The sequence below is a fragment of the Acinetobacter sp. YH12023 genome (genome assembly GCF_013420135.1).
In the GTDB taxonomy this organism is placed as follows: Bacteria; Pseudomonadota; Gammaproteobacteria; order Pseudomonadales; family Moraxellaceae; genus Acinetobacter; species Acinetobacter amyesii.
In genome coordinates this window covers 1-24935 of the sequence record NZ_VOYU01000014.1, presented here as the reverse complement: position 1 = coordinate 24935, position 24935 = coordinate 1, and the positions used below count along the sequence as shown (strand labels likewise).

Sequence of the window (24935 nt, the reverse complement as noted above, 5' to 3'; positions counted from 1 at the left end):
CAAAATTACATCACAGAGGGTTTGCTGCATGTCACAACAAGATTATGAAAATGGCTTAAAAGTTCGTACTGAAGTTATGGGTGAAAGTTTCGTTAAACGTGCTCAAGACAATACCGTGCCATTTACTCAACCTTTGCAAGATTGGATTAATGAGCATGCATGGGGTTCAACTTGGCAACGCGAAGGTGTTTTACCCCGCAAATATCGCTCACTGATTACCATTGCCTTTTTAACTGCACAAAAAAGTCCAACAGAACTCAAAGGTCATGTCCGAGGGGCTTTAAATAATGGGGCGACTGTAGAAGAAATTCAGGAAGTGTTACTTCATAGTTTGCCATATTGTGGCGCACCGGCGACTCAAGAAGCCTTTCGTGCGGCACTTGAAGTCATTAATGACTATCAAAAATCTAAATAAGTTACTGCGTTATAAAACGGCTTTAGAAAACTACGATTATTGTGGTTTTCTAAAGGGTTTCATCTTGTTTTTAACTTAGGACCTTAAATGCAGTGAATCCCGAATCAAATCCAGTAGACATTAAAATTATAGAAGAATTCATTCACTTCAAATCGAACTTGATATCCCAATTCTGTAAGCTCAGCAGATAAACTTCGAATCTCTTCTAAAGCTAAATGCTTGGGTAAAACCGTAAATACGGCGGTACTCCCCTGTTTGGCATTTTCCTCAATCAGCAAAGCCAAACGTGTCTTATATAAGGCGATATCTAAATTGGCTTGACTGGATAAAACTTTGGCATGTTCAGCGGGTAAAAAGCTCATATTCTTATACGCTTATCTGATTATTATTGCTTATAAATTAAGCCAAATTCAGCAAAGTGTGCAATGCATTTTTGTAATTGATATTTCAATTACAAAGCGCATTGTTTGGCTCAAACGATGCACTTAAAAGCGATGTGCAAAAAAAGGAACTCAAAAAAAATCCCTCATGAAGAGGGATTTTCTATACTAACGTGGTAATGGAATATATTGCGAGTCACTGTTTTGAGTTTGCGGTTTACGCTCTCCTACTTGTACCGGCAATGTCATCGCCTTACCATCTCGCTCAATATCAATTTGCATAGTGCTCAATGGCGCTTGCTGTGCAACGTAATTGATTAAATGTGAGGTCGAGGTAATCAGCTCATTATTCACTTTCATGATTTTATCACCACGTTTTAAACCTGCTTGTGCTGCAGGTCCATTACGAATGACATCTGCGACAATCACACCATTCACCCGTGGATCTAAAATATTTTCTTGTTTAATTGGAAGTAAACTAATACCTAACCAACCACGAACCACTCGCCCATCTTTTAAAATAGCGTTCAGCACTTGTTGACATACTTTTGCAGGAATAGCAAAACCAATCCCCAAAGAGCCACCTGACTGCGAGAAGATCGCGGTATTTACACCAATTAAGTTTCCTGCAACATCAATTAAAGCACCACCAGAGTTACCGGGGTTGATCGCCGCATCTGTTTGAATAAAGTCTTCGTAAGTGTTGATTCCCAAATCTGAACGACCTGTAGCTGAGATAATCCCTTGTGTAACCGTCTGACCTACGCCAAAAGGGTTACCAATCGCTAGGACGACATCACCGACTTCATTGCCACTTAGCTTAAACGGTAAAACCGGTAATTGACTCATTTCAATCTTAATCACAGCTAAGTCTGTATCTGGGTCTGTGCCCACAACTTTCGCTTCAGCACGACGACCATCATGTAAAGCCACAACGATCTGATCCGCCTGTGCGATCACGTGGTTATTCGTCAAAATATAGCCATCTGGACGAACAATCACACCTGAACCTAAACTATTTTCATTTTGATTGGTTTGATCTGGAAGTTGATTACCAAAAAACTCACGGTAAACAGGATCATTTAATAAAGGATGATCCAACTGTTTCACTTTTTGCGTAGTGAAAATATTGACAACCGCTGGAGCAGCAACTTTTACCGCAGCACTATACGAAACTACACCGCCTGTACGCGACGTATCAATGAGGGGCTCAACCTTTTCTGCAGGCATTTTAACCCCATCTGGGGCAATGGGTGCTTTAGGTTTTTGAACCTGTTGCCATGTAAAGAAACCGATGATCACAAGTATTAATAATACCCAAGGTAACCATGTAAAGGTCCGACGCACGTCTATATCCTCTAAATTTTATAATTCATTGATGGCTAAATAATTTATATCGTATTGTAATGTAATCTTTTCAACAAAATTAAAAATAAATACAGAGATTTGTGATTCTTTAGTTACAATTTAAACAATCGTAAATTTTGATGCATCTCTTTGAGATTTTGGACAGTATATGGCTCAGTTAAGTGAAATTATTCAGTGGTGTGACAGCACACTCAAAGCACATGAATTTAAGGACTATGCTCCCAATGGCTTGCAAATTGAAGGCTCAGCAGAAGTGCATAAAATTTTATGTGCAGTTACCGCATCTCAAACAGCGATTGAAGCCGCAATCGCAGCAAATGCTGATTTGCTATTGGTACATCATGGTTATTTTTGGAAAGGTGAAGCTTACCCAATCACAGGTATGCGTGGCAAACGCATCAAAACCCTGATCAAAAACGATATTTCACTCGTTGGTTATCACTTACCTTTAGATAGTCACCCTACTTTAGGTAATAATGCAGCGATAGCAGATTTGCTCGAATTAGAGAATATTGAAGCCTTAGATCCTACTGAGCGCAATCCTATTGGTAATGTTGGTTATTTAAAACAAGCAATGACTCCAACAGCGTTTAAAGAATACGTTTCTGAAAAATTAGGATTTGATGCCATTCACCTACCAGCAGATAAACCATCTATTCAAAAAATTGGTTTTTGTACGGGTGGCGCACAGGACTTTATTGGCAAAGCCGCTGCATTAGATTGTGATGCGTACATTTCAGGTGAAGTGAGTGAACGTACTTTTTACGAAGCAGAAGAATTAAATGTGCATTATTATGCATGTGGACATCATGCAACTGAAAGATATGGTGTACAACGACTCGCAAAAGCTATTTCAGAACAGTTCAATATTGAGTATAGTTATTTCGAATTAAACAACCCGATTTAATTTAAATCGTCCTGGTCTTTGGCTCAGTCCTTATACGTATATTTTCAGGCTTTATTCTGTATTGTTATTTATAAGCAATGCGCATTTTACTGCAAGAATCTATTACAATAACGGCACTTAATGTCAAAACCCAGCAAAATGCAAGGAATTGAAAACATGACAACGATTACTTTACCAGCGTTACCTTACGGTTACGAAGATCTTGCTCCTCATATCAGCAAAGAAACTTTAGAATACCATCACGACAAACACCACAATACTTATGTGGTTAACCTAAACAAAGCAATTGAAGGTACTGACCTTGCTGGCAAAACTTTAGAAGAAATCATCACTGCTGTTAAAGGCGATGCTTCTAAAGCTGGTATCTTCAACAATGCAGCTCAAGTATGGAACCACACATTCTACTGGAACTGTATGGCTAAAAACGGTGGCGGTAAAGCTACTGGCGCTTTAGCAGCTAAAATCGACGAAGCTTTCGGTTCTTACGAAAAATTCGCTGAAGAATTTGCAAATGCTGCTGCAACTCAGTTCGGTTCAGGTTGGGCTTGGTTAGTTGCTGACGAAGTAAACGGTAACCTTTCTATCCTTAAAACTTCAAATGCTGACACTCCACTTGCTCACGGTAAAGTTGCAGTGTTGACTATCGACGTTTGGGAACATGCTTACTACATCGACTTCCGTAACGCTCGTCCTAAATACATCTCTACTTTCTTAGAAAGCCTAGTGAACTGGGACTATGCAAACGCTAAATATGCAGGTCAAGCTGCTGGCGTTGAAAAATAAGTTTTAAAACTTATTCAAAAGTCAAAAAAATCACCCTTTTAGGGTGATTTTTTATGCTTTAAATATCATACTGCCACAACAAACAATATTACACAAAAGAATGAATCAAGAGCCATTACTAATCATAAAAGCAAAATATACCAAAATATTAGTGATATTTATCTTTATCACTATAATCCAGTATTTGAGTTACTCTTATGTTCAAGAATCTATTAAATACAGCTTTAATTCAGCACTAATACTGACTGGATTATCAATTATGGAATTCGTCTTAATTTTACTTATCATCAAAAATGGACTGCCACAAATTAGATTTTTCGAAAGTCATTGTATAATTCAACTTTATATAATTAAAATTCAGTTTAACTATGATCAAATAGAAAGCATATCCATTAACAACACAAAAAGTCACTACAAACTATTACCTGTCGGTAATGAATATTTATTAAGGATTGTATTCAAACACAATCAAAATCTTTTTAATCTACTCCAAAACACCATTAAACCTGTTATGTCTTTTTCTAAATTTCATTTAGATACCTTCGCAAACCATCAAATTTTAGAAATATATTTATTATTCCAAATTATAATTCCTTTAGATCAAGAGAAACGTATAACTACGCTTAAAAATTTAAATCTACAAAATTTGACGATAAAGCAAATCAGCAACCTAGATGATATAAAAAACTTCAAAAATAACCGCTATTTAAGAAAAAATTTCTAGACTTGAACAATAAAAAAACATTCAAATAGTCATTTCATCAAATCTGCTTGACCGCTTTAGCTTTCATCCCTAAAATGCGCATCAGATTCTCCAATAGCTCAGTCGGTAGAGCGACGGACTGTTAATCCGCAGGTCCCTGGTTCGAGCCCAGGTTGGAGAGCCATCTATTCTTCCATAGCTCAGTCGGTAGAGCGACGGACTGTTAATCCGCAGGTCCCTGGTTCGAGCCCAGGTGGAAGAGCCAGATTCTAAAAAGCCCACTCATTGCGAAGTGGTTTTTTTATTGCCTACTATTTAACAAAACATACCTACTTTTTTTGTTTTTGCTTTCCAAAAAGTATCCGTATATGTACCAAGTTGTCTGATTCGGCTATTTTTAAAACACTTAATTTGATTTTTCTGTATTTTATTTAAATCAGGCTTGACCACCCTGCCATACATCTTTAGAATCCGTTTCAGATTCTCCAATAGCTCAGTCGGTAGAGCGACGGACTGTTAATCCGCAGGTCCCTGGTTCGAGCCCAGGTTGGAGAGCCAAATTCTAAAAGCCCACGCATTATGTCGTGGGCTTTTTTTATGCTCTGACTTTTGTTTTAAGATAAGTATAACTTGCTCTATAACCTAAGCTATTCACTTAGCTCTCCGACCACATTAGAAAGAATAGTCAGAGCTTAAGTTTTAAAAACGCTTTATATTAAAGGTGTTTATATTTAATACATTCAGCCTAAATTTCCTTATTTTTTGCAATTCTGACTTGACCTCACTGCATTTGCCCCATAGAATGCGTGCAGATTCTCCAATAGCTCAGTCGGTAGAGCGACGGACTGTTAATCCGCAGGTCCCTGGTTCGAGCCCAGGTTGGAGAGCCAAATTCTAAAAAGCCCACGCATCATGACGTGGGCTTTTTTCATATATGTAGTTTATTTCGTGCCAAATCTCAGTCAGTTTACATTTTTTATTATTGGTTGCTTGGCAACTTTTGCCCTTGTCTGCTTAGTCTTTCCGAGACTGTTTAGAAGCAAACAAAAGTTTTTCCCACGTCGTGTAATCACTGCCTTTGAAAGTAAGATGTTTCATCGTTTAAATGAAGCATTTCCGGACTACCACATTTTAGCACAAGTGGCTTTTAGCGCACTGATCACCACTCAAAATTACAAAATCAGAAATAGATTTAATCGAAAAGTCACTGATTTTGTCATACTTGACCAAACTTACGATGTGCTTGTAATTATCGAACTGGATGACCCCAGTCATATAGGCAAAGAGCAAGAAGATGCTGAACGTGATGCAATGCTTGAAGAAGCTGGCTACCGTGTAATCCGCTATACCAGTATTCCAACAGTTCACACGCTCAGGCATGATGTAAATAAATAGTTGTTAAATACCTAAAGTACAATCGAACATTGAGTGAATGCGCATTGCATTCACCTCCATAACGTAAGCAGAATTTTATTGAGCATTTGACTCTTGAGCTGCCAGCACTTCTGATACTGCTTGGTCAGCCTCAGCAGCCAAAGCCTCATCTTGTGCTTCTTTTGCTTTAATACGCTCAATCATCTCAGCTTGTTGTTGCTTATATTTTTCTTGGTTTTTGGCATCACTATTGACTGCAAGAAAAGCCATACTGACCAAAAATATAGGAATCAATAGCCCAAGTGCCATCAGAGTGATCATCTTTTTGGTATTGGGTTTTGACTTAACTTCAGACATAACTATTCTTTCATATACATAAATAATTCGACGCCCAATATAGCAAAAAACAAAATTCGCTCAAGTCTTCATAACATTCTTTGCTCGAACTAACTGTGCCCCTCATTTTTAAGGATTGAATGATTAATAATCCAATATGCAAAAAAAAGGAGACATGCTCCTTTTTTTATTATTGAAAAAACTTAGCTTGAAGCAGCAACCCCCTTACAATGTGGACTTTGGCTTGCATCTTTTTGCTCATTGGTTAAGACAATACCTGTACCTGCAGACATTTTAGCTTGAATAAATTCGACCGCTTGCGCATTTCTACAGATAATTGCCTGTGTATGACTTGCATTTGGCACAACGTCTAATTGATAACCTTCAGCATAATTTGCATCTGGGAAATACTTCTTCGCTTGTGTTTTCATATTTGCAAATAGCGCTTGCGTAACAACAGGAATAACTGCCTGATCATTTGCACCTTGAATAATATACACAGGCGCTTTAATCACTTTATCAGCGCTTGCATTTGTCGCTGGTTGATTATCATTTAAAAATTTCTGAACAACAGGATCGGTATCGATTTTATTCAAATCAATTCCATACTGTGAAACCGTATGCGTTGGATCCTTTAAGAATTCAATCACAGCTGCTTTAAACTGTTCTTGCAAACCATTTGCGCCATTTGGATCAGCATAACTTAAACATGCACCGTCATCCCCTGTACGTCCATAGGCTTTTTCTGCAATAACACCAGCATCAGCAGTAAAAATATTTTTTAAATCATAATTTGGCTCATAGGCTTTAATACCTGAACTAGTCAATGCAGCATATGCCAAAAGCTCAGCATAGCCATCTGCAATTTGATCAATTAACGCCTGTGCTTGAACCTCAGAAAGCTGCCCCATACTAAGTGCATAACGCACTTGTGCCAACTGTTCATCCAATCTATTCAATCCATGGGCTTTAGGTTGACCATTTGCATCTACATTTAGTTTTGGATCTAAGTAAATCTTAATAATCGTGCCTAAACTCGACGCAGGTGCGGCTGCTACTGCACCTTTATAGTTAGTATCGGTATTCGCAAATTCCGCCGTCCCTAAGGATGCATGACCACCTTGCGATTGACCAATCGACATCCACTGACCATTGAGTTGCTTACCATAATGTTCTTTTGCCGCTTTAACTGCAGCAAGCGCCGAATTTGCCGCACTCGATAAATTAAGGTATGGATGAACCCCCTTGGTTCCTAAACCCTCATAGTCTGGTGCCACAATTACATAACCTGCCGCCATAAGCGTGTTAGCTAGAATTTTAAAGCGTGGATGAATTACATTTTTACTTGGCGCACATTCATCTCCAGCTCCGACTGTTCCATGCTCCCATACCACAACACGATAACCATCTTTAGGTTGAGTAGCTTTTGGAAACAACACTAAAGCCGTTGCTGTTGCTGCTTTCCCCTGCACATTGGTCATGTTATAGGTCATGACTTTTATGGACGATGCATTGTCTACAGTATTGAAAGCATAATTTGCTTCAGACACAAATGTTGATTTTTGATTCGAAGATGATGAGTCATTATCATCGTCATTACACGCGGTTAAAGACAGCATAGAAACTGCAACTGTCAAAGCTAATGCTATTTTTGAACGTTTCATAAAATATCCTTTTTAATCATTATTCTTTAAACATGAAACTACATGCCTTTTTATTAATGCATAAAAAAAAGCACCCGAATAGGATGCTTTAGTTCATTTTAAAAAGTTTCAGATCAATGACATTAAAGAGCCAATACCATAAAAATTCCAATAAAAATCATAAACCCTACCCAACGGTTATGGCGAAACGCCCAAAAACATAACTGCGGATCACGGTCTTTAGTTTTAGTCCATTGGTAAATAAAATCGGCAGCCACAGCCAACATTGCAACTAAACCAAATGGCATCAAGAGATCTTCTAAATACAACGCAGAACCAATCAGTACAATGCTTAGCGCCTGTAATAAAGAAATGATTTCAATATCATATTTACCAAATAAAATCGCAGTCGATTTCACGCCAATTTTCAAATCATATTCACGGTCAGTAATGGCATATTGTGTATCATACGCAACCGTCCACGCCAAATTACCAAAGTACAATAACCAACACGTTAAATCAGGTGTTTGCCCCACAGCGGTATAAGCCATAGGAATCGACCATGAAAATGCCGCGCCTAAAAATACTTGTGGCAAATGCGTGTAGCGTTTCATAAAGGGATAAATGAACGCTAAAAACAATGCACCAAAGGACCAATAAAAAGTTTCTATCGGTAAAAAGAACAACATACATGCGCTAGCAAGCACCAAGATCAAAAACACATATATGGCTTCTTTAGCACTAATTACGCCTGTCGCTAAAGGACGATGTTTGGTTCTTTCCACAGCACCATCGACTTTACGGTCAGCAAAGTCATTAATCGCACAACCTGCTGCACGCATAAATATCGTGCCCAAAATCATGGGAATCAAAATACTGAATTGCGGTGTTCCTTGATTGGCAATCCACAGTGCCCACATGGTTGGCCAAAAAACCAGTTCCGTGCCAATTGGCTTATCGAAGCGACATAAATAGTAATAAGCTTCTAAACGCTGCTGCCAAGTAATCTGTTGCACCACGGCCATGACTGTCCTTCATCTGGTAATGTTATTTCTGCAAATATTGTTCAAAACTCGCTAAAAAAGTTTCCTGAACTATAAATTTACAACCATGCCAAGTATAACAGCTCTGACGTGTCCAACCATCGTCTAGCCACAATACACGCCGCTCGCACTTCGGATTGGTACGCTGAAATAAAAAATGTCCGATGGGTTTTTTACCAATATGCTGAAAAATCCGCGCACGGCCTTGTATGCTAAGGATTGGAAATATACTTTTTGCCTTGACCCACGGCTCAGCTTCACAGCCATATAAATAACTTTCACGTACCCAAGCTGTGTGCTGTATTGGCATTTGTAGCCACCGTGCATCTTGAAGCGTCATACGTTGAAATTGCTCAATACTCGGCTCAACTTTAAATACACCTTGGGCAAAATCTGTTAATTGTTGGGTTAATGAACCCGAAGCATACAACCATGTTCTTAATTCAGGAGACATTCTTTTATCCCGCATTTCGCATGCTTGACGCTGCATATTTCATTTCCCTTTAATCATTTGCTGAGTATAGCGAATCATTAGTGTAACCAACTCAACATCGTTTTTCATGACCAATAGCTTGTTTTCAGTAAAATGAGCAAAACCAAAACAGCTTAAGCACTTCATTACATATGCAATCAACACAAACCTCACATACACAGTATGATGTCGTGGATAACCACTAAATTACACAAGCATAATGTTTCCATTTTACCCGCTACATGTTTTTATTTTTTTCGTTTTACTTTGTGCCAATATCACGGTTCAAGCAAAATCTATTGCACTCAGTTTTGATGATGGATTAAATCCAGCGTTTAACGCACAAGCGGAACAAATCAATGCTCAAATTTTAAAGCATCTGCATAATCAAAAAATCAAAACTATTGTTTTTCCGAGCCTGATTAAAATTGGTGATTATCAAGGTAAGCAACTGATTCAAGCGTGGGGACAATCCGGCCATCTGATTGGCAATCATAGTGCACTGCACCAAAATCTGAATAAAGATAATGTCACATTAAAAGATTATCTGCACAGCATTGAACATGCGGATACAGTGTTAAAAACGCTGCCGAATTACACACGTATCTATCGTTATCCATTTTTAAAAGAAGGTAATAGCGCTGAAAAACGTGATGCTGTCTATCAATGGTTAGAGCAGCATCAATACCGCATTGGCGGTGTGAGTATCGATGCCAGTGACTGGTTTTATAACCGAAAATATCTCGACTATGCCAAACTGCAAGATCAGGACAAATTAGACCGACTAAAACAAGCATATATTGCTCACCTGCTTCACCGAGCAGATTATTATGACCAACTTGCCCAGCTCACCATAAATCGTTCGCCACAGCATGTTTTACTTTTACATGTGAATGCTATTAATGCCGCATTTTTAAAGGATGTCATTACTGCTTTTCAGCAGCATGGCTGGACTTTTATTTCAGCAGCAGACGCCCTGCAAGATCCCTTATATACGCAGCACAGCCAAAACATCCCTGCGGGTGAAAGTGTAATTTGGTCTATTGCCAAAACAAAAGGATTAGAAAACTTACGCTACCCCGCCGAAGATGCGCCTTATGAAATCGACAATTTAAAACAGCATGGTTTGTAATGACGATTGGCAAATTTCTAGATATTCAATAAAAAATGACCTGCGATGTTGTTGGTAATTTTTTCAGTTCAATTTTTTAGTGTTGAATTAAAAGTTATCTGTCTTGGCAATGGCTTCAAACTTGCCTTGCGGCGTTTTAATCAGCACCAGCCCTTCGGTCGTAATATAAAAACTTTCAGGGTAATCAAACTCCAATGCCAGCTCTGGGTTTTTCAGTTCGACAAATTGAGCCTGCTTATAACCTTCAACGGTCCTCCCCACTTCCAAATAAGTCACTTCTGAGAAGTTGAGTTTAAATCCCTTTGCCTGATCTGCTGGATCAATCCAAGGGAAAAAACCGGTATGTTTTTTACGTGGTTTTGCCATGTTTAGATATTCATTCAACTCTTTGCTTTATCTTAACCCATCTCATAAAAAAACCCGCACAAGGCGGGTCTTTTTACAGTGAAATTCTGTACAGAATTACAAGCTGTAGTACATGTCGAATTCAACTGGGTGAGTTGTCGTGTTAAGACGACGAACTTCTTCAGTTTTAAGTTCGATGTAGGCATCAAGCATTTCTTTAGTGAACACGCCACCTTTAAGAAGGTAATCATGGTCCGCAGCAAGCGCTTCAAGCGCCATATCTAAGCTATGAGCCACTGTAGGGATTTTAGCTTCTTCTTCAGGAGGAAGGTCGTACAAGTTCTTGTCAGCAGCTTCACCTGGGTGGATCTTGTTTTGAATACCGTCAAGACCAGCCATAAGAAGCGCAGCGAAACCTAAGTACGGGTTCATCATTGGGTCTGGGAAACGTGCTTCGATACGTTTGCCTTTAGGGCTAGAAACATAAGGAATACGAATAGAAGCTGAACGGTTACGTGCTGAGTAAGCAAGCATAATCGGCGCTTCGAAATGTGGAACTAAACGTTTGTATGAGTTAGTTGATGGGTTTGTGATTGCGTTCAATGAACGAGCGTGTTTGATCACACCGCCAATGAAGTACAACGCCATTTCTGAAAGACCAGCGTATTCATCACCAGCAAACAAGTTCTTGCCGTCTTTAGAGATCGACATGTGAACGTGCATACCTGAACCGTTATCACCAACCATTGGTTTAGGCATAAACGTAGCAGTTTTAGCATATTGGTGAGCAACGTTCCAAACCGCATATTTGAACTGTTGAACTTCGTCCGCTTTGCGAACCATAGTGTTGAAGCTTACACCGATTTCAAGCTGGCAAGATGCAACTTCATGGTGATGTACTTCTACACGACCTGGGCCCATGATGTCTTCGATTTTTGCACACATATCTGCACGCATATCTTGTGAAGAATCAACAGGAGGAACTGGGAAGTAACCACCTTTCACACGTGGACGGTGACCAGAGTTACCCGCTTCGTAATCTTTACCAGTAGACCAAGCAGCTTCTTCAGCGATTAATGTGTGGCGCGCGCCAGACATATCGATGTCCCATTTTACTTCGTCAAAAACGAAGAATTCTGGTTCTGGACCAAAGAAAGCTGTATCACCGATACCAGTTGATTTTAGGTATTCTTCCGCACGGCGAGCAATAGAGCGTGGGTCACGTTCATAACCTTGACCAGTTGAAGGTTCGATAACATCACAAGTCACAACAACTGTAGCTTCTGCAAAGAACGGGTCGATAAAACAAGTTTCTGCATCTGGACGTAAGATCATGTCAGATGCTTCAATGCCTTTCCAACCAGCAATTGAAGAACCATCAAACATTTTGCCATCTTCAAACGTATCTTCGTCGATTGAATCTGCTGGGTAAGTTACGTGTTGTTCTTTACCCTTAGTATCAGTAAAGCGAAAATCGACCCATTTTGCGCCACTTTCTTGGATGAGTTGAAGGACCTTGTTCGCCATGCTCATTTTGCTCCGATGATTTTTTTGTGCACACTGAAGTGCGTGTTAGTAGTTGGTAGTTATTAAGCAATTACCGTACCAACTTTTAAAAGCCAAGCTAAAATATTGAATTCCTTATCAGAATAGAAGATTTTAACTCCTTGCTTTTCGACTATTATACTGTGTGTAACAGTAAATGCACCATATTCAGCCACTCTTCATCACTTTTGTTTAAAAACTTCTCGCAGGTGTATCAAAATAGTGCAACTTGGTTTTGCACCAGTATGCACCAAAATGATTAATCGCTTTCAACGATAAAATCATTGAGATTTTATCAAAGCTTTAAGATCGAATTTAAATACGAGAGAAACTAATGGTTTAGCTAGTTATAGATGGAAAAAATCAGCGTGACACCTATATTTCTGATCGACATTTAGGTTTTTTGAGCCCATAAAGCACTTCTTTTTTGAAGTTAATTTAACCGCTTTGTTTTAATTTTAATCAATTTACCTTTACATTAATTGTGCTCCATTTTGGTGATTTTACTTCAAAACGGTTCATATTTTTCCATCTAGAGCCTGAATTGCTATTTTTAACGACATCAAGCAGATCTTTTTAAAATATCAATTGAACATATTTTACCCACTTAAATTCAGCCTAATGTCTTGTTCAAATTAAATCCTAAATTTATAAGTCGAAAATTTATTGAAATGATTTCAGTTGCGATGAACTTTGGCGAAATTGTTCAGCAGAAATTGAATAATATTTGCTATGATTGGCTGCATTCTAAATATTTCACTATTTTTCTATTAAAAATATCCACACGATATTTGGGTCAATATACAACTATTTAGAATCATTTCGGACTATTCAAAGCACATTTAAGTGCATAAATTTCAAAGGTTAATACGCTCATGCTTTTGATGATCGAAAAAAAGTACTGAGATTCACACTGCTCCCCATTAGTTCCTTTGACCCACATAACAGTCTGATTTGTTACAAAATAGGTTTGTATTAGTTCCTTTTAGTTCTTCTTAATCCGGTACATTTACGGGTAATATTGCGGGTAACCTTAAATTTACCCGTTCGTTACCCGTATGGCCTCCAATAAGCTTACAGATGCAAAAATTAAAACACTTAAACCACAAGAGAAAGTTTACCGAATATTAGATTCAGATCGCCTGTATATTGAAGTTCGCCCATCAGGTACGAAAGTTTGGCGTTTTAAATTTACGCATCAAGGTAAAGAGTCATCTATGAGTCTTGGTGAGTATCCATCAATCGGTTTAGCAGATGCACGTATTTTGCGTGAAGAAATGAGGGCTAAACTTGCTCGAGGAGTTCACCCTGTTTTAGAGAGAAAGCAGCTCAAATTTGAAGAAGAAAGCAAACTAACAAATACTTTTAAAAATGTTGCTTTAGAATACTATGCAGAGCGCCTAAGCTCTAAGACTGAAAACTACAAAAACCAATTTTCAGTTTCTATGGAAAAAGATGTGTTTCCGGCTATCGGATCTAAAGACATTAAAGCCGTAACGTCAGCTGATGTTTTAGGTATTTTGAAAAATACTATTAAACGAGTTAGATCTCAAAAGAATCGTGGCACTGGTGAGGTTACAGCAATACAGAATAGGAAGTTTATTGGTGCTGTTATGCGATATGCCATTGCCACCCTACGTGCTGAGAATGATCCAACATATGCTGTTCGTGATGTGGTTATCCGCCCTGAAGTTACCCATGCAAGACCATTAAGTAAAGATGAGCGCATCAAGGTCAGAACTCGCTTAGAAACTTACGGCGGCACTGAAACGGTAAAAAATGCTGGTCTTATGCTGCTTTACACGATGCTTAGAACCATAGAAATACGTCGTATGGAGTGGTCTTGGGTAGATTTTGACGATCGCATCGTAACTTTTCCTAAGGCTGCTATGAAGAAAAGCCGCGAACATATTCTTCCGATGTCAGATCAAGTCTACGCAATTCTTAAAAACCAATATTTAAACTCTGGTAATAAAGTTTATGTGTTCCCTTCGGTTTATAAATCGGATTCGATGCTTAACCAGATGACCCTAAATAGAATGTTTCAACATTTAGCTATTGAAGATGTTTCAGCTCACGACTTGCGTGCTACTGCTTCTACTTTGCTGAATGAATATGGCTATGATGACAAATGGATTGAAGCTCAACTTGCACATGCTGACGATAATAAAACCCGAGCATCATACAATCACGCAAAATATTTAGCTGATCGTAGGAAAATGATGCAAGATTGGGCTGATATGGTTGATGGGTGGAAGGGATAAAATATAAAAACTCTTGAAAAAATGATTTTCCAAAAATACATTACAAAATTTGGTTGAAAAAGGTCACTATAATAATGAAAACATGACTCTACCTTTATATCGAACATACAAAAATCGCGAACCATTTTTCAAAGAAATCAATTGGCCTTATGATTGAGGAATAATTATGTGGTTTTGAGTGGATCAACAACAGTGACAATGCTATAGCGTTTATAGAGCAGATGAGTGTTAATGGTTTTTTAGCACAAGACAACTCGGGGATTTTTTGTGGGGTGTAGGGTTGTTGAGGGGTGATAAAACTAGTATTTTACATGCATGCATTATCAACCCATTAAAGCGCTAACAACCTGAAAATATATGAATCCCTCATGAAAGCATTAATAATATTGGTTTTTTCTTTATTTTTAACCCCATATTCGAATTCTCAAGAAATTAATAAAACTCACAAGGAGTTTTTGATAACTACCGAGCAGACCTCACCCAATGTGCGTGATATAGAAAAACAGCAAAATTTAATTTTAGCTAATCAATACAATAAATCTATAAATCCAATCAAAGAAATTTTAATTCCTATAGGGTTATCTATTTTTTCAGGTTTTGTATTTTGGGTTGTATTTCAACTTATTCCACTTTACATAAGAAAATCAAAACTTAGGCCAAAAATAGAGGATGATTTACTTTATATTAATAACACAATTAATCATTTAATTGATCTTGCAATGGCGCATGCCGAAAGTACTACATCAATGTTTCATAAGGAAATTGCAAATTATGAACTAACTTTAGATGATCTACATATGGGATTAATGAATAAATCATTAAATAAAAGTTATTTAGTTGATATTTTTTCAGACAATATAGTTATTGGTGAATTGGTTTATAAGAAAACAGAAACCATTAACACAAAAATTGATCGTATTTTTTACTTTAATGATCAATTGTCATCAGATGAAATTCTTGTTTTAGAAAAAATTCATCAGGCTTTATATAAGTATCATTTTTCAGACTTTAATAGACCATATGTAGATACTAGGGATGGTAGAGCGTCTGTTCCAGCAGACCCAAGTCTCTCTTATTTACGGTACTTTTTCTTTGAAATATATCAACTAAAAAAAGAACTTGAAAAAATATTAATATCATCACGAGCAAAAAATAAATCAATTCTTTTTATTAAATTAAGATACTTAAAAAATAATAACCAAACCAAGAAAGCTATTAAAATTCTAAAAAAGGCAATAAAAAACACCAAGGATGACACAATACATCTTAGGTGGATTCTTTTTTCAATATTATATTTAGTTGATAGAAAAAATTCATTAATTCTACTCAAAGAGCTACTTAATTCTTCTAATATTATTTCATATAGAGGTTATTTGAGAGATTGCTTTAAGGATGTCGAAACTTCTAAGTTCATTAAATTAAATACCAATACTGAAGAATATGAGAAATTTATACAAAATGAACAATTAGAAGAATCCATCAAGCAATCCGTGATCAAGCGTAATACTATAAAATTAGAATCATTGAAATTAAAATACAATCGAGCTTTAAATTAAGCCCTCATTTGAGGGCTTTTACAATATAAATACCACTCTTTAGGATATGTGTTTTCATTTATTTCTAAAATACGACTCACACCCTTTAAGAAATTCCGCATTCACATTCATCCCAGGATCATCTTTTTCATCGTCACATTGATCAGCAGATTTAAGTTGGTTATCACGTGCGTAGCGATATCCAAAATACTGCTCGGTACCGTCTTTATAACCCCCTAGTACTTCTGGGCGCATTTGATATTGAAAATAGGCAAATGCAGCTATGCCTAGTATTGCCAAAACTGTACTCAGTAATTTGAATTGCTTTGAAATCATTTTTTATTCTTTTAGGTTATTATTTGTGCAGAGATGATAATTAAAAATCAGGGTGAAGTCTATGTGCTCAAACTTTGAAGCGATAAAGCGTGACCGGGCTTTTCTATTAAGCCTGCCAGAGCCAACTCAACTTGAATTCCCGGATGATATTTTTCCCACTTATAACTCCCCTTTAGTTTTTAGCAATAACGGTAATATTGAATGGCGCGCGGCAAAATTTGGAATGATCCCCAAATGGGCCAAGGAACTTAAATACGGCCGTCATACTTATAACGCCAGAACTGAAACCGTTGCTGAAAAGCCGAGTTTCAAGAACGCTTGGCATAAAAATCAGTTTGCCTTAATTCCAGTCGAAACTATATATGAGCCAAAGTATATCAATGGGAAACCCCACTGGTATGGTATAGCTCGCGAAGACGGAATGCCGTTTACCGTTGCCGCTATTTATGAAAGTGCAATGATTGATAATGAACAGATCCGCTCAATGAGCATGCTAACCATAAATGCTGACAAACATCCTTTTATGAAACAGTTTCATGCTCCACAGGATGAAAAGCGCAGCATCATTGTGATTCCGGAGGACTATCGTGAAGATTGGTTGAATACCAATTTTGAAGAAGCGCATGAATTTTTCTTTGATATGCCAAATGAGTTTGTAACTTTTCCGAAAAACCGTTTATCTGAAAACAAATCTCAGCGCGACTTATTTTGACTTCTTGTTGATTTTACTAAATTTTATAAATTTGAATTCTAATTAAGCAATTATTAGAATCTTGATATCTGTAACAAATATCAAGTTTATTATGTCTGAGATCATATCACATGGGGGCTTTAGAGTTGGCTCTGGGAGAAAAAAGTTAGAGTCAACGAAAGTTATTCGTGTGCCAGAGTCCCGTATTTTAGAGATCAAAAACTTTCTCAGCAAACCTAAAAATGAAGTAGAAATTTCAAATATTCGTCAAATTGACCCAATTACACACCTAGAAATTCCACTCGCACTTGAGCGCGTTCAAGCTGGTTTCCCATCCCCAGCTCAAGATTATATCGACCGAAAAGTCGACTTGAATGAGCACCTAATTAAGAATGCTGACGCAACATTTATAGTTAAAGTTGATTCACTTTCCATGCTTAATATTGGAATTGACATTAATGATGAGTTAATTGTAGATCGCAGTCGTGAACCGCAGCATCGAGATATTGTCATTGCTGTTGTTGATAATGAATTAACTGTTAAAAGATTAATTAAAGATGCTCTAGGGTGCTGGCTTAAAGCCGAAAATCCCGATTATAAAGACATCCACCCTATGGATGGTCAAACTTTTGAAGTTTGGGGTGTTGTGACATCAGTAATTAAGAAGTTCAAATGAGTGCTCATGATAGAATTATTGCGCTCATTGACATCAATAATTGCTATGTAAGTTGCGAGCGTTTATTCCAACCAAAATTAAGAAACCGCCCTGTCATTGTCCTTTCAAATAATGACGGTTGTGCTGTTGCACGTTCACAAGAAGCTAAAGATCTCGGTATTAAAATGGGTGTTCCCCTTTTTAAGATCAAAGATATTGTAGAGCAGCATAATGTGCAGGTACTTTCTAGTAATTACGCTGTATATGCTGAAATGAGTAGACGTTTCGTAAATACAATCAAGTGCTTCGTCTCTGAAAAAGATGTCGAACAATACTCTATCGATGAAACTTTTGCTGATCTAACATCGTACGTGAATCATGATGTGAATGAGATTGCTCAAAATATTAAAGATACTTTGTGGAAATGGCTTGCCCTACCAGTATGTGTTGGGATCGGCCGATCTAAGACTGAAGCAAAAATGGCAAACCATGTTGCTAAGAAAAATAAGCACTTCAGCGGCATCTGCAATTTTGTAGAAATGGATCCATGCATTAAAGAATACGTGCTTAATGATATTGATGTGTCGGAAGTTTGGGGCGTGGGAAGAAAGCATTCCAAGAAACTTGAAGCAATGGGCATTAAATCTGTTTTAGATCTAGCACTCTCAAATCCCCAATATATAGAGCAGCAATTTTCCGTTGTGATGAAAAGAACTGTTCTTGAATTAACTGGTACCGCTTGTATTGAATTAGAACAAACTCCACCCAGCAAGAAGCAGATCATCAGCTCGAAATCGTTTGGCCAACGTGTAACTGATTTGGATTCCTTAAAAGAAGCCATGAGTGCTTATTTGCAATCGGCAGTTAAAAGATTACGTGATGATGGAAGTCTTTGTGGTTGTATCATTGCTTTCGCACAATCAAATCCTTTTGACAAGGAGCGACCTTTTTACAATAAGTCCGTCAGTATTGGATTTGCCGAACCCACTGACTCAGCTGCAGTCATGATTAAAGCGGTAATAAAGCGAATTGATGAGATATATAAAGAAGGAATTGAGTTCAAGAAATGTGGCGTGATATTGACTGGTATTGAGCCTAAGGAAACTTACATTCATGACTTGCTGGCAGATTTAGATTCCATAGAAGTGGATGAAAAACTGCAGTCGACTTTAGAAGATGTAAAGGAAAAATTCGGGGATAAGATTCTTGCGATTGGACCATGTATGTTGCCAAACCGCAGATGGTCAATGAGTCGTAATCGATTGACACAGAACTATTTTTCTGTGGAGGGGATGTTAAAAATAAATTAAGTATAATAAATAAGTCAATATATGTTAAAGCTAAAATAGCTATAACATTCAATATAGTATTAATTTTTTATATTAAAACATCGACCCAGTTATAATAGCCTAAATCAATATTTATAAAACACATCAATAACTTACAGCTATAAAAGATATTGAATTATTATTTTATTTAGAATAATTTCATATATTAAATTATCACTCAATCTCAAAAAAATGGAGAACAACATGCATAAAATCATTTTAGCTCTATTGTTATCAACATTAGTTTTAACTGCTTGCTCGAAAGAAAGTGTTGGAGAGTACGTAAAGAAAAATCACTCGATGACTGATTCAAAAGAAAGTGAATAATAAGCCCTCAGCCCGGAGACCGAGGGCTCTTAGTTAACACACTGCACACATACAGTGATATGAACTTTCGTTGAAATCGTATGAGCTGTGCACCCAGAAAGAAGAGTGCACAGCAATAAAATTTTAATTCCGGTTTTCATATTCAATTAAAACCTTGGCTACAGCTTTTGCTGCAAGCCAATAGCGCACCTGAAATGCTGCCAATTCAGCTTCATTTGAAATAAAACCAAGTTCTACAATTAAACCGCCAGCATTCACGTATGCCAAGCGACCACGTGCAGATTTACTTTGATCAATCCAACCATTATCACCACGTAAGCGACCGCCTAGTCCATCTGCTACAGCTTTGGATAAGTCTTGAGCCAACTTCTTGTCTTTTGGTAAAGCAATCGTTTCAATCCCATTGGCCTGTTTTGATGCCGCAGCATTCATGTGGAATTCAACCGCAACACTTGAGCCCTGAATCAACTTTACCGCAGCGGACAATGGGTCATTCTTGGTACCTGTTCCATCGGTCTTGACCTGCAATCCAGCTTCACGCAAATAATGAGTCACTGCATTTCGGAATTGTCGCACTAACTCAGCTTCTTTGTATTTGCCATTGACTGCACCCGGATCTGAGTTGCTATGCCCTGCAGTAATCGTCACAAATTTATTTACATCGTGTAGTTCAGGCTGCTTTTTCAAACGTGCAAGCACTGTGGCCACACCAATAAAGAGACCTCCCCACTCTGCAATGTTTTCAGGAATCTTGTTTTTAAGTTCCTGTGGAATAACATTCCAGATATTTAAAAACTGCTCTGAGAATAAAATCAAGGCATAAAAAAAGGCGCTTAATGCGCCCACTTGTACTGACTTGAGTTTCCAAGCCTGTTTCCAGTTATCGATTAACTTCATTTGATACTCCACTTAGTGACTTGTGATTTAAGCCATGATTCGATAAATGCACTTCCTAAAATGCCCACAGCTGAAGCAATGGCTAGTAATGCTAAAGGATTAATATCAGGTATTTGTAAAACGACCGCTCCCGCAATTGTTGATGTTGCAGACCCTAAAATTGTTCGACCAATTGCTAGACGCCATGTCAGCCTTTCATCAGACACAAGCAATTTTGCAAACCCGATCGCTGCCCCAATGACAATGAGCAATAGTAAATTTCTCTCATGCTCTTGCATGAATCCCCCTAATTTTAGGCAATAAAAAAGCACCTTTCGGTGCCATTGTTTAAATGATTCAGACTTCTATCTGACTGTGTTGACCTGATGGAGCTGGTCGTAAGATTTGTTGATTTGAAATGAAGACTCGCTGCCCCAAGTTGTAGGCCGTCCCACTAGTACAAAGCACTGGTCCAGATCCTCCATCCACTTGAACACGATATTCAGGATGACTTGCAGAAGTGATTGTTCCAATTAATTCTGAATGAGTTGGATTCAACAGTTTACGAAGTTCAAATAAAGGATTACTCACGATGTATGCGCTCCACTTTGATGGATTCTGTGACTTTGCCATGACTAAATGAACCGCTAACCGAATCAATGACTCCCCACCACTGCCCGTGAAGCGCAACCGTTTTACCTGGCAACATCTCACCAATTTCTTGAGAGACCGGTAAACCTGACAAGGTGTGAAATTCTTGAATATTGGCTTTGATCAACTCCATCTTGCCAAAGCTTGCACCCGATACGACATCAAACATTGGGCCAGTCACAGCTTCAAGAGGAATATTACCTCCAGTGTTGCGCTGCCTCACAGTCAAGCTGTCGCCACTTCGACTATTCACAACATTAATCGCATTGTAGTCGGTGATGTAATCCTTATTCTGTTCAATGGTTTGTTGAATCACGATACTCTGTGAAATGAGGATATCGTAGTCATCCACAGTCATTGCGTCCCAATAGCCTTTTTTATAGCGTGGCAACACTGAGACTTTATTACCCGCCTTTTGGCTATAGATAAAACCACCACCGGCTTCAACAACCTGCTTTACTGCATCAATTGGCGCAAGTTCCGCATAACTTAGGCTCTCAATTGGTACGATCCAGCCGACGTCATCAATCAACTTCCAGTCCAGCTCGGTACCAGATTGTGCTCGATCAATTTCTGCTTGCACGAGCTGTACAGACGTTCGCTCATTGTCTTGAATAAAGGATCGTTTTGCAGCGTAATCTACTGCATTCAGCGCTGTAACACTTCGACCATCATAGGTATAAGATTTATTCGCAAACTTAATCGTTTCTGTTTCAGTCTCAAGTAACACATGATGTTCAAAGCCATTGATGATTAATTTTAAAATCACCGGTTGCTCATTTAGTGGCTGCAGTTTTTCTTTCTCCGTATGTGCCACGGTAATTGAATATGACCAGCACCACGTACTACGGCTGCAGTTATAAGTGCCGTTAATGACTTTAATCGGCTCACCATTATCTAAGCGTTCTGCACTTAAATTATTCACGATATACCACCAGTTTTTATTCGGTAGTGCTGGAATACAGTCATCCGCACCAAAATTTAAAACAACATTGTGTGGATCAACGTCACAAAGGCAGACAAAATTTAAATCACCAGTGCCTTCGTATTTGGGCAGCTCAGGCTCAGGCCAAGGTTTAACTGGATGCTTGCGATAATGAATCGCTTTGGTTTTATCCCATGGCAAATCTGACTTGGTGACAATCTCAAGGCTTTTATCCCATTCAAACGAAAAACGATGCTCTAAGACTTGGGCGACTTCATGGGAATAGGTAAAAGTCTTGCGCCGACGGATCATTTCCTGCCAGACTGTTTCTCGGTTATGACGCAGCTTGACGGTTTCTTCATGCAGATAACGCTGATGAATAAAGCGTTTATCGCCTTCCTCCCAGATGATGTATGCATCAGAACTTAAACCGGCTGCCTGCTCATGTATCAATCTAACCGCACTATTTAATGATCCGGCTTGCTCATGCCAAATATCCACTTGATTAGAAATCACCAAGCCTTGATCATAAAAAAGAGCCTCATTCGAGACTCTTAATATTGGCTTGGCCCATGGTATTTCTGTAGTGCTTAAGGCTGCGATGGCTTTTTGGTAGCGCATATCAAAACCATAAGACACACCAACCAGGTGATTGATATCGAATAGTGCTTTAACTTCAAATTGAAATTCAGTATCTAAAACCGTATCAATGGTGCACAGGTTTTCACTAAATACCGCTTCGATTTCAAAATTAAAGCTTGTATCTAAAACCGTATCGATCTGACCGATAACATTAGTGTTTTCACTAAACTTAGCAACCACATCAAAGCCAAACTCAGTATCCAGTACTGTGTCTATGACTGCAGTATTGGCACCACTGTCAGCATTAATTGCTGTGACTTCAAATGAAAACTCAGTATCAAGTGCCGCATCAATAACACCAGAAACATCATCACCAAAATTGAGATTGGCTGAACCATCGGTCAGATGCTCAAAATTCAGAATAATGTTATGGCTGTCGGTATTATCAGGCTTAAAGTTTAAGTTTAGGTTGTGAGCATCAATGGTGCCGAGCTTATTTTTAAAATCCACATGAGCACCCTTTTTAAATTAAGGTCTAAGTTTTATTGATGTGACTGCAAGTGTGCCGCCAAGCGCTAAATTAGTATTAGCTAGCGCAATATCTGTACCTACTGTCAGATCGGCAGCCGCCTCACCAGCGCCATTGTAGATCCGTGCCCAAGTAGCGGTCCCGGTTTTAATAACAGTGGCTGTATCTGTTGGATGAAGCTCTACATAAGTGGCTGTAGTTTCTTTGATGCATGGCTCAGGAAATACCAAAGTGACCAAAGCATTATTTGAATCTGCCGCCACCGATGTATTGGCAGGCTGCACACCCTCATAAAAAATAACGGTAGCACTTTGGCTACCGCTATCCATAAATTCTGCAAAGGCTTGAATCATGGCAAGCCTAGCATTGACTGAAGTTTTACTCATTTTGATACCACATTATCTTGAATGACTGCGTTGTATTGATTATTTGGGTCAAAAGCCACCACAAAGCACTCAAGCCCTACCGCAATATTGCGGAACAAGTAAGAGCCGTCGGCTTTTGATTTGGTTTCCCAAAGCAATTCCCTTGTGGATCGCTTAAATACACAAACTGGCACTGGTGAGTAATTAGCCCCTAATTTTTTGGTTGTGCCTTTTATTTGACCTAAGCCTTGATTCGGATTTACTACTGTAATAATAGGGCGTTGCAGCTTTAGAATACTGTAGTTCATGCTATTGAGTTTTTGATGGTTTGGAATATAACCGCCAAAAAAAGTTCTAAAAATCTTAAGCAATTCTTACCTCCTCAACAGGCACAGCCCAATAGACATTATTACCGCTTGTACTAGCCATACCACAGAGATATACAATTGAATTTAAATCAATATCGCCTGTAATTAATGGCAGTGTTGTTTTATCTGGATTTCCTGTGTCAGAGTAATTTACTTGATAAGCACCACCGGAAATCATTCCTATAAATTGCCAACTTTCGTAGTCATAGATCGCAACCGGCTTTGCCGTGGTTGTGTTAAATCCATCTATTTCTGCTGGTAAATAGTTGGTTTTGGATTGTGGTGGAATTCCAAGTAATTGATCTAATACACCTGTTGTTAGTGTTTTAATGTATTCTCTCATGCAAACTCGGTATTTAGCGACATACGCATATCCCCTTTCGCCCTCATTCTGCCCATCTCCAAAATTACTTCCAGTTAATGCTTGGGTGCTTACTTCACCGACAATTACTGGGTAATTTAACTTTTCGTAACCAACACTTGCGAAAGGTAATACTGCATTAAATCGGTTACCGAAATTGGCTTGTCCAATATTACCACTCAAAACAACATGATATTTACTACCCACCACAACCCATTTTCCGTAAGTTGCCACACCTTGCGAGTGCGTATAGTTATTTGCGGTATTTGATGCTGTACCACCAAATTCCATAGCAAAAGGCTGATTGGGTGATGTTATAGTTGCATAACTTTGTAATGCATTTGAGTCGGTGATTACGCCACTTACCGGGTCTGCAGTTTTACCAATACAGACGCCTAATCTATTTCTCTGTGTTAAAACATCTTGAAAAACGATGCGAATAAATATATCGGATTCGTCTAGCTGTTTAAATTTATAGATGTGAATATTTGCCTGTTCATAAACGAGCGACCAACCTAGTGAGGCAATACGCGTGGCAAACCCACCGCTTATAGATAGTGGAGCAGCGTCAATCGTCATTGTCACAGTATTTGTTGTGACTGAATCAATCCAGAATTCACCACCATTAATTAAGGATAGAGCGCCGGAATCCACTTTCAAAACACGGCCAGGCATATAGCCATGCGCACCGCCATA

At 38.3% G+C, this 24935-nt stretch carries 26 protein-coding genes and 4 tRNA genes; 14 read left to right on the top strand and 16 right to left on the bottom strand.

What is annotated here, in order from left to right; genetic code table 11:
• Positions 1 to 28 precede the first annotated feature (28 nt).
• Positions 29 to 415: a carboxymuconolactone decarboxylase family protein gene (locus FTT92_RS14375; RefSeq protein ID WP_168379173.1), complete on the top strand. Its 387-nt coding sequence runs from the start codon at positions 29 to 31 to the stop codon at positions 413 to 415.
• A 104-nt stretch (positions 416 to 519) separates the two neighbouring features.
• Here FTT92_RS14375 and FTT92_RS14370 read toward each other — a convergent pair whose 3' ends face one another.
• Both FTT92_RS14370 and FTT92_RS14365 read right to left on the bottom strand, forming a co-directional pair.
• Positions 520 to 777, bottom strand: a complete 258-nt coding sequence (locus FTT92_RS14370; RefSeq protein WP_180172433.1) for a hypothetical protein — start codon at positions 775 to 777, stop codon at positions 520 to 522.
• A gap of 186 nt (positions 778 to 963) precedes the next feature.
• Positions 964 to 2142 carry a S1C family serine protease gene (locus FTT92_RS14365; RefSeq protein ID WP_078191894.1) on the bottom strand — a complete coding sequence of 393 codons (1179 nt, stop codon included), beginning with the start codon at positions 2140 to 2142 and terminating at the stop codon, positions 964 to 966.
• Positions 2143 to 2311: 169 nt separating this feature from the next.
• Here FTT92_RS14365 and FTT92_RS14360 point away from each other — a divergent pair, with 169 nt between their 5' ends.
• The 7 genes from FTT92_RS14360 to FTT92_RS14330 all read left to right on the top strand — a co-directional run bounded on the left by FTT92_RS14360 (position 2312) and on the right by FTT92_RS14330 (position 5951).
• On the top strand, positions 2312 to 3070 hold the full coding sequence (locus FTT92_RS14360) for a Nif3-like dinuclear metal center hexameric protein (protein ID WP_180172432.1): 759 nt from the start codon (positions 2312 to 2314) through the stop codon (positions 3068 to 3070).
• Between the two features lie 156 nt (positions 3071 to 3226).
• Positions 3227 to 3853 (top strand): superoxide dismutase, encoded by a 627-nt coding sequence (locus FTT92_RS14355; RefSeq protein WP_078192384.1) that lies wholly within the window; start codon positions 3227 to 3229, stop codon positions 3851 to 3853.
• Between the two features lie 811 nt (positions 3854 to 4664).
• A tRNA-Asn gene (locus FTT92_RS14350) sits at positions 4665 to 4740 on the top strand.
• Between the two features lie 5 nt (positions 4741 to 4745).
• Positions 4746 to 4821 (top strand) — tRNA-Asn (locus tag FTT92_RS14345).
• Positions 4822 to 5038: 217 nt separating this feature from the next.
• A tRNA-Asn gene (locus FTT92_RS14340) sits at positions 5039 to 5114 on the top strand.
• 256 nt (positions 5115 to 5370) lie between these two features.
• Positions 5371 to 5446, top strand: a tRNA-Asn gene (locus FTT92_RS14335).
• 22 nt (positions 5447 to 5468) lie between these two features.
• On the top strand, positions 5469 to 5951 hold the full coding sequence (locus tag FTT92_RS14330) for a DUF2726 domain-containing protein (protein WP_218947253.1): 483 nt from the start codon (positions 5469 to 5471) through the stop codon (positions 5949 to 5951).
• Between the two features lie 75 nt (positions 5952 to 6026).
• Here the strand turns inward: FTT92_RS14330 and FTT92_RS14325 are convergent, their stop codons facing one another.
• The 4 genes from FTT92_RS14325 to FTT92_RS14310 form a co-directional block, all read right to left on the bottom strand.
• Positions 6027 to 6287, bottom strand: coding sequence for a hypothetical protein (locus FTT92_RS14325; protein ID WP_180055032.1), 261 nt, complete (start codon positions 6285 to 6287; stop codon positions 6027 to 6029).
• Between the two features lie 182 nt (positions 6288 to 6469).
• A complete protein-coding gene (locus tag FTT92_RS14320) occupies positions 6470 to 7930 on the bottom strand; it encodes a S9 family peptidase (protein ID WP_180172431.1) in 1461 nt (486 codons plus the stop codon).
• 122 nt (positions 7931 to 8052) lie between these two features.
• Positions 8053 to 8934 carry a 4-hydroxybenzoate octaprenyltransferase gene (ubiA, locus tag FTT92_RS14315; protein WP_180172430.1) on the bottom strand — a complete coding sequence of 294 codons (882 nt, stop codon included), beginning with the start codon at positions 8932 to 8934 and terminating at the stop codon, positions 8053 to 8055.
• Between the two features lie 22 nt (positions 8935 to 8956).
• Positions 8957 to 9442 carry a chorismate lyase gene (locus FTT92_RS14310; protein ID WP_111884531.1) on the bottom strand — a complete coding sequence of 162 codons (486 nt, stop codon included), beginning with the start codon at positions 9440 to 9442 and terminating at the stop codon, positions 8957 to 8959.
• A 202-nt stretch (positions 9443 to 9644) separates the two neighbouring features.
• On the opposite strand from FTT92_RS14310, the gene FTT92_RS14305 reads away from it, so the two are divergent.
• Positions 9645 to 10556: a polysaccharide deacetylase family protein gene (locus FTT92_RS14305; protein ID WP_180172429.1), complete on the top strand. Its 912-nt coding sequence runs from the start codon at positions 9645 to 9647 to the stop codon at positions 10554 to 10556.
• Positions 10557 to 10643: 87 nt separating this feature from the next.
• Here FTT92_RS14305 and FTT92_RS14300 read toward each other — a convergent pair whose 3' ends face one another.
• The gene (locus FTT92_RS14300) at positions 10644 to 10922 is read right to left on the bottom strand and encodes a hypothetical protein (RefSeq protein WP_180007665.1); all 279 of its coding nucleotides are present in this window, start codon (positions 10920 to 10922) and stop codon (positions 10644 to 10646) included.
• A gap of 96 nt (positions 10923 to 11018) precedes the next feature.
• A complete protein-coding gene (gene glnA / locus FTT92_RS14295; RefSeq protein ID WP_171319222.1) occupies positions 11019 to 12434 on the bottom strand; it encodes a type I glutamate--ammonia ligase in 1416 nt (471 codons plus the stop codon).
• A gap of 1070 nt (positions 12435 to 13504) precedes the next feature.
• Between glnA and FTT92_RS14290 the strand changes: the two genes are divergently transcribed.
• Both FTT92_RS14290 and FTT92_RS14285 read left to right on the top strand, forming a co-directional pair.
• Positions 13505 to 14710 (top strand): tyrosine-type recombinase/integrase, encoded by a 1206-nt coding sequence (locus FTT92_RS14290; RefSeq protein WP_180172428.1) that lies wholly within the window; start codon positions 13505 to 13507, stop codon positions 14708 to 14710.
• 368 nt (positions 14711 to 15078) lie between these two features.
• Positions 15079 to 16266, top strand: a complete 1188-nt coding sequence (locus tag FTT92_RS14285) for a hypothetical protein (RefSeq protein ID WP_180172427.1) — start codon at positions 15079 to 15081, stop codon at positions 16264 to 16266.
• Positions 16267 to 16320: 54 nt separating this feature from the next.
• Here the strand turns inward: FTT92_RS14285 and FTT92_RS14280 are convergent, their stop codons facing one another.
• Complete coding sequence (locus tag FTT92_RS14280; protein ID WP_180172426.1) at positions 16321 to 16581, bottom strand: hypothetical protein; 261 nt, start codon at positions 16579 to 16581, stop codon at positions 16321 to 16323.
• Positions 16582 to 16642: 61 nt separating this feature from the next.
• Here FTT92_RS14280 and FTT92_RS14275 point away from each other — a divergent pair, with 61 nt between their 5' ends.
• From FTT92_RS14275 to FTT92_RS14265, 3 genes are all read left to right on the top strand, one after another.
• Positions 16643 to 17293, top strand: coding sequence for an SOS response-associated peptidase family protein (locus FTT92_RS14275; protein ID WP_180172425.1), 651 nt, complete (start codon positions 16643 to 16645; stop codon positions 17291 to 17293).
• A gap of 91 nt (positions 17294 to 17384) precedes the next feature.
• A complete protein-coding gene (locus tag FTT92_RS14270) occupies positions 17385 to 17948 on the top strand; it encodes a LexA family transcriptional regulator (protein ID WP_180172424.1) in 564 nt (187 codons plus the stop codon).
• Positions 17945 to 19237: a Y-family DNA polymerase gene (locus FTT92_RS14265; RefSeq protein WP_180172423.1), complete on the top strand. Its 1293-nt coding sequence runs from the start codon at positions 17945 to 17947 to the stop codon at positions 19235 to 19237. The genes FTT92_RS14270 and FTT92_RS14265 overlap by 4 nt, the downstream gene beginning before the upstream one ends.
• 468 nt (positions 19238 to 19705) lie before the next feature.
• Here FTT92_RS14265 and FTT92_RS14260 read toward each other — a convergent pair whose 3' ends face one another.
• From FTT92_RS14260 to FTT92_RS14230, 7 genes are all read right to left on the bottom strand, one after another.
• The gene (locus tag FTT92_RS14260; protein WP_180172422.1) at positions 19706 to 20479 is read right to left on the bottom strand and encodes an N-acetylmuramoyl-L-alanine amidase; all 774 of its coding nucleotides are present in this window, start codon (positions 20477 to 20479) and stop codon (positions 19706 to 19708) included.
• Positions 20476 to 20757 (bottom strand): holin, encoded by a 282-nt coding sequence (locus tag FTT92_RS14255; protein ID WP_180172421.1) that lies wholly within the window; start codon positions 20755 to 20757, stop codon positions 20476 to 20478. Before FTT92_RS14255 ends, FTT92_RS14260 begins: the two co-directional genes overlap by 4 nt.
• A 58-nt stretch (positions 20758 to 20815) precedes the next feature.
• Positions 20816 to 21049: a hypothetical protein gene (locus tag FTT92_RS14250; protein WP_180172420.1), complete on the bottom strand. Its 234-nt coding sequence runs from the start codon at positions 21047 to 21049 to the stop codon at positions 20816 to 20818.
• A complete protein-coding gene (locus FTT92_RS14245) occupies positions 21042 to 23126 on the bottom strand; it encodes a hypothetical protein (protein ID WP_180172419.1) in 2085 nt (694 codons plus the stop codon). Before FTT92_RS14245 ends, FTT92_RS14250 begins: the two co-directional genes overlap by 8 nt.
• A gap of 18 nt (positions 23127 to 23144) precedes the next feature.
• Entirely contained in the window at positions 23145 to 23531 is a 387-nt protein-coding gene (locus FTT92_RS14240) for a hypothetical protein (protein WP_180172418.1), read from the bottom strand.
• Positions 23528 to 23881, bottom strand: coding sequence for a carboxypeptidase regulatory-like domain-containing protein (locus FTT92_RS14235; protein WP_180172417.1), 354 nt, complete (start codon positions 23879 to 23881; stop codon positions 23528 to 23530). Before FTT92_RS14235 ends, FTT92_RS14240 begins: the two co-directional genes overlap by 4 nt.
• Positions 23874 to 24935, bottom strand: a 1062-nt coding sequence (locus FTT92_RS14230; RefSeq protein ID WP_180172416.1) for a hypothetical protein, incomplete at its 5' end; no start/stop codon positions are given. The genes FTT92_RS14230 and FTT92_RS14235, both read right to left, overlap by 8 nt.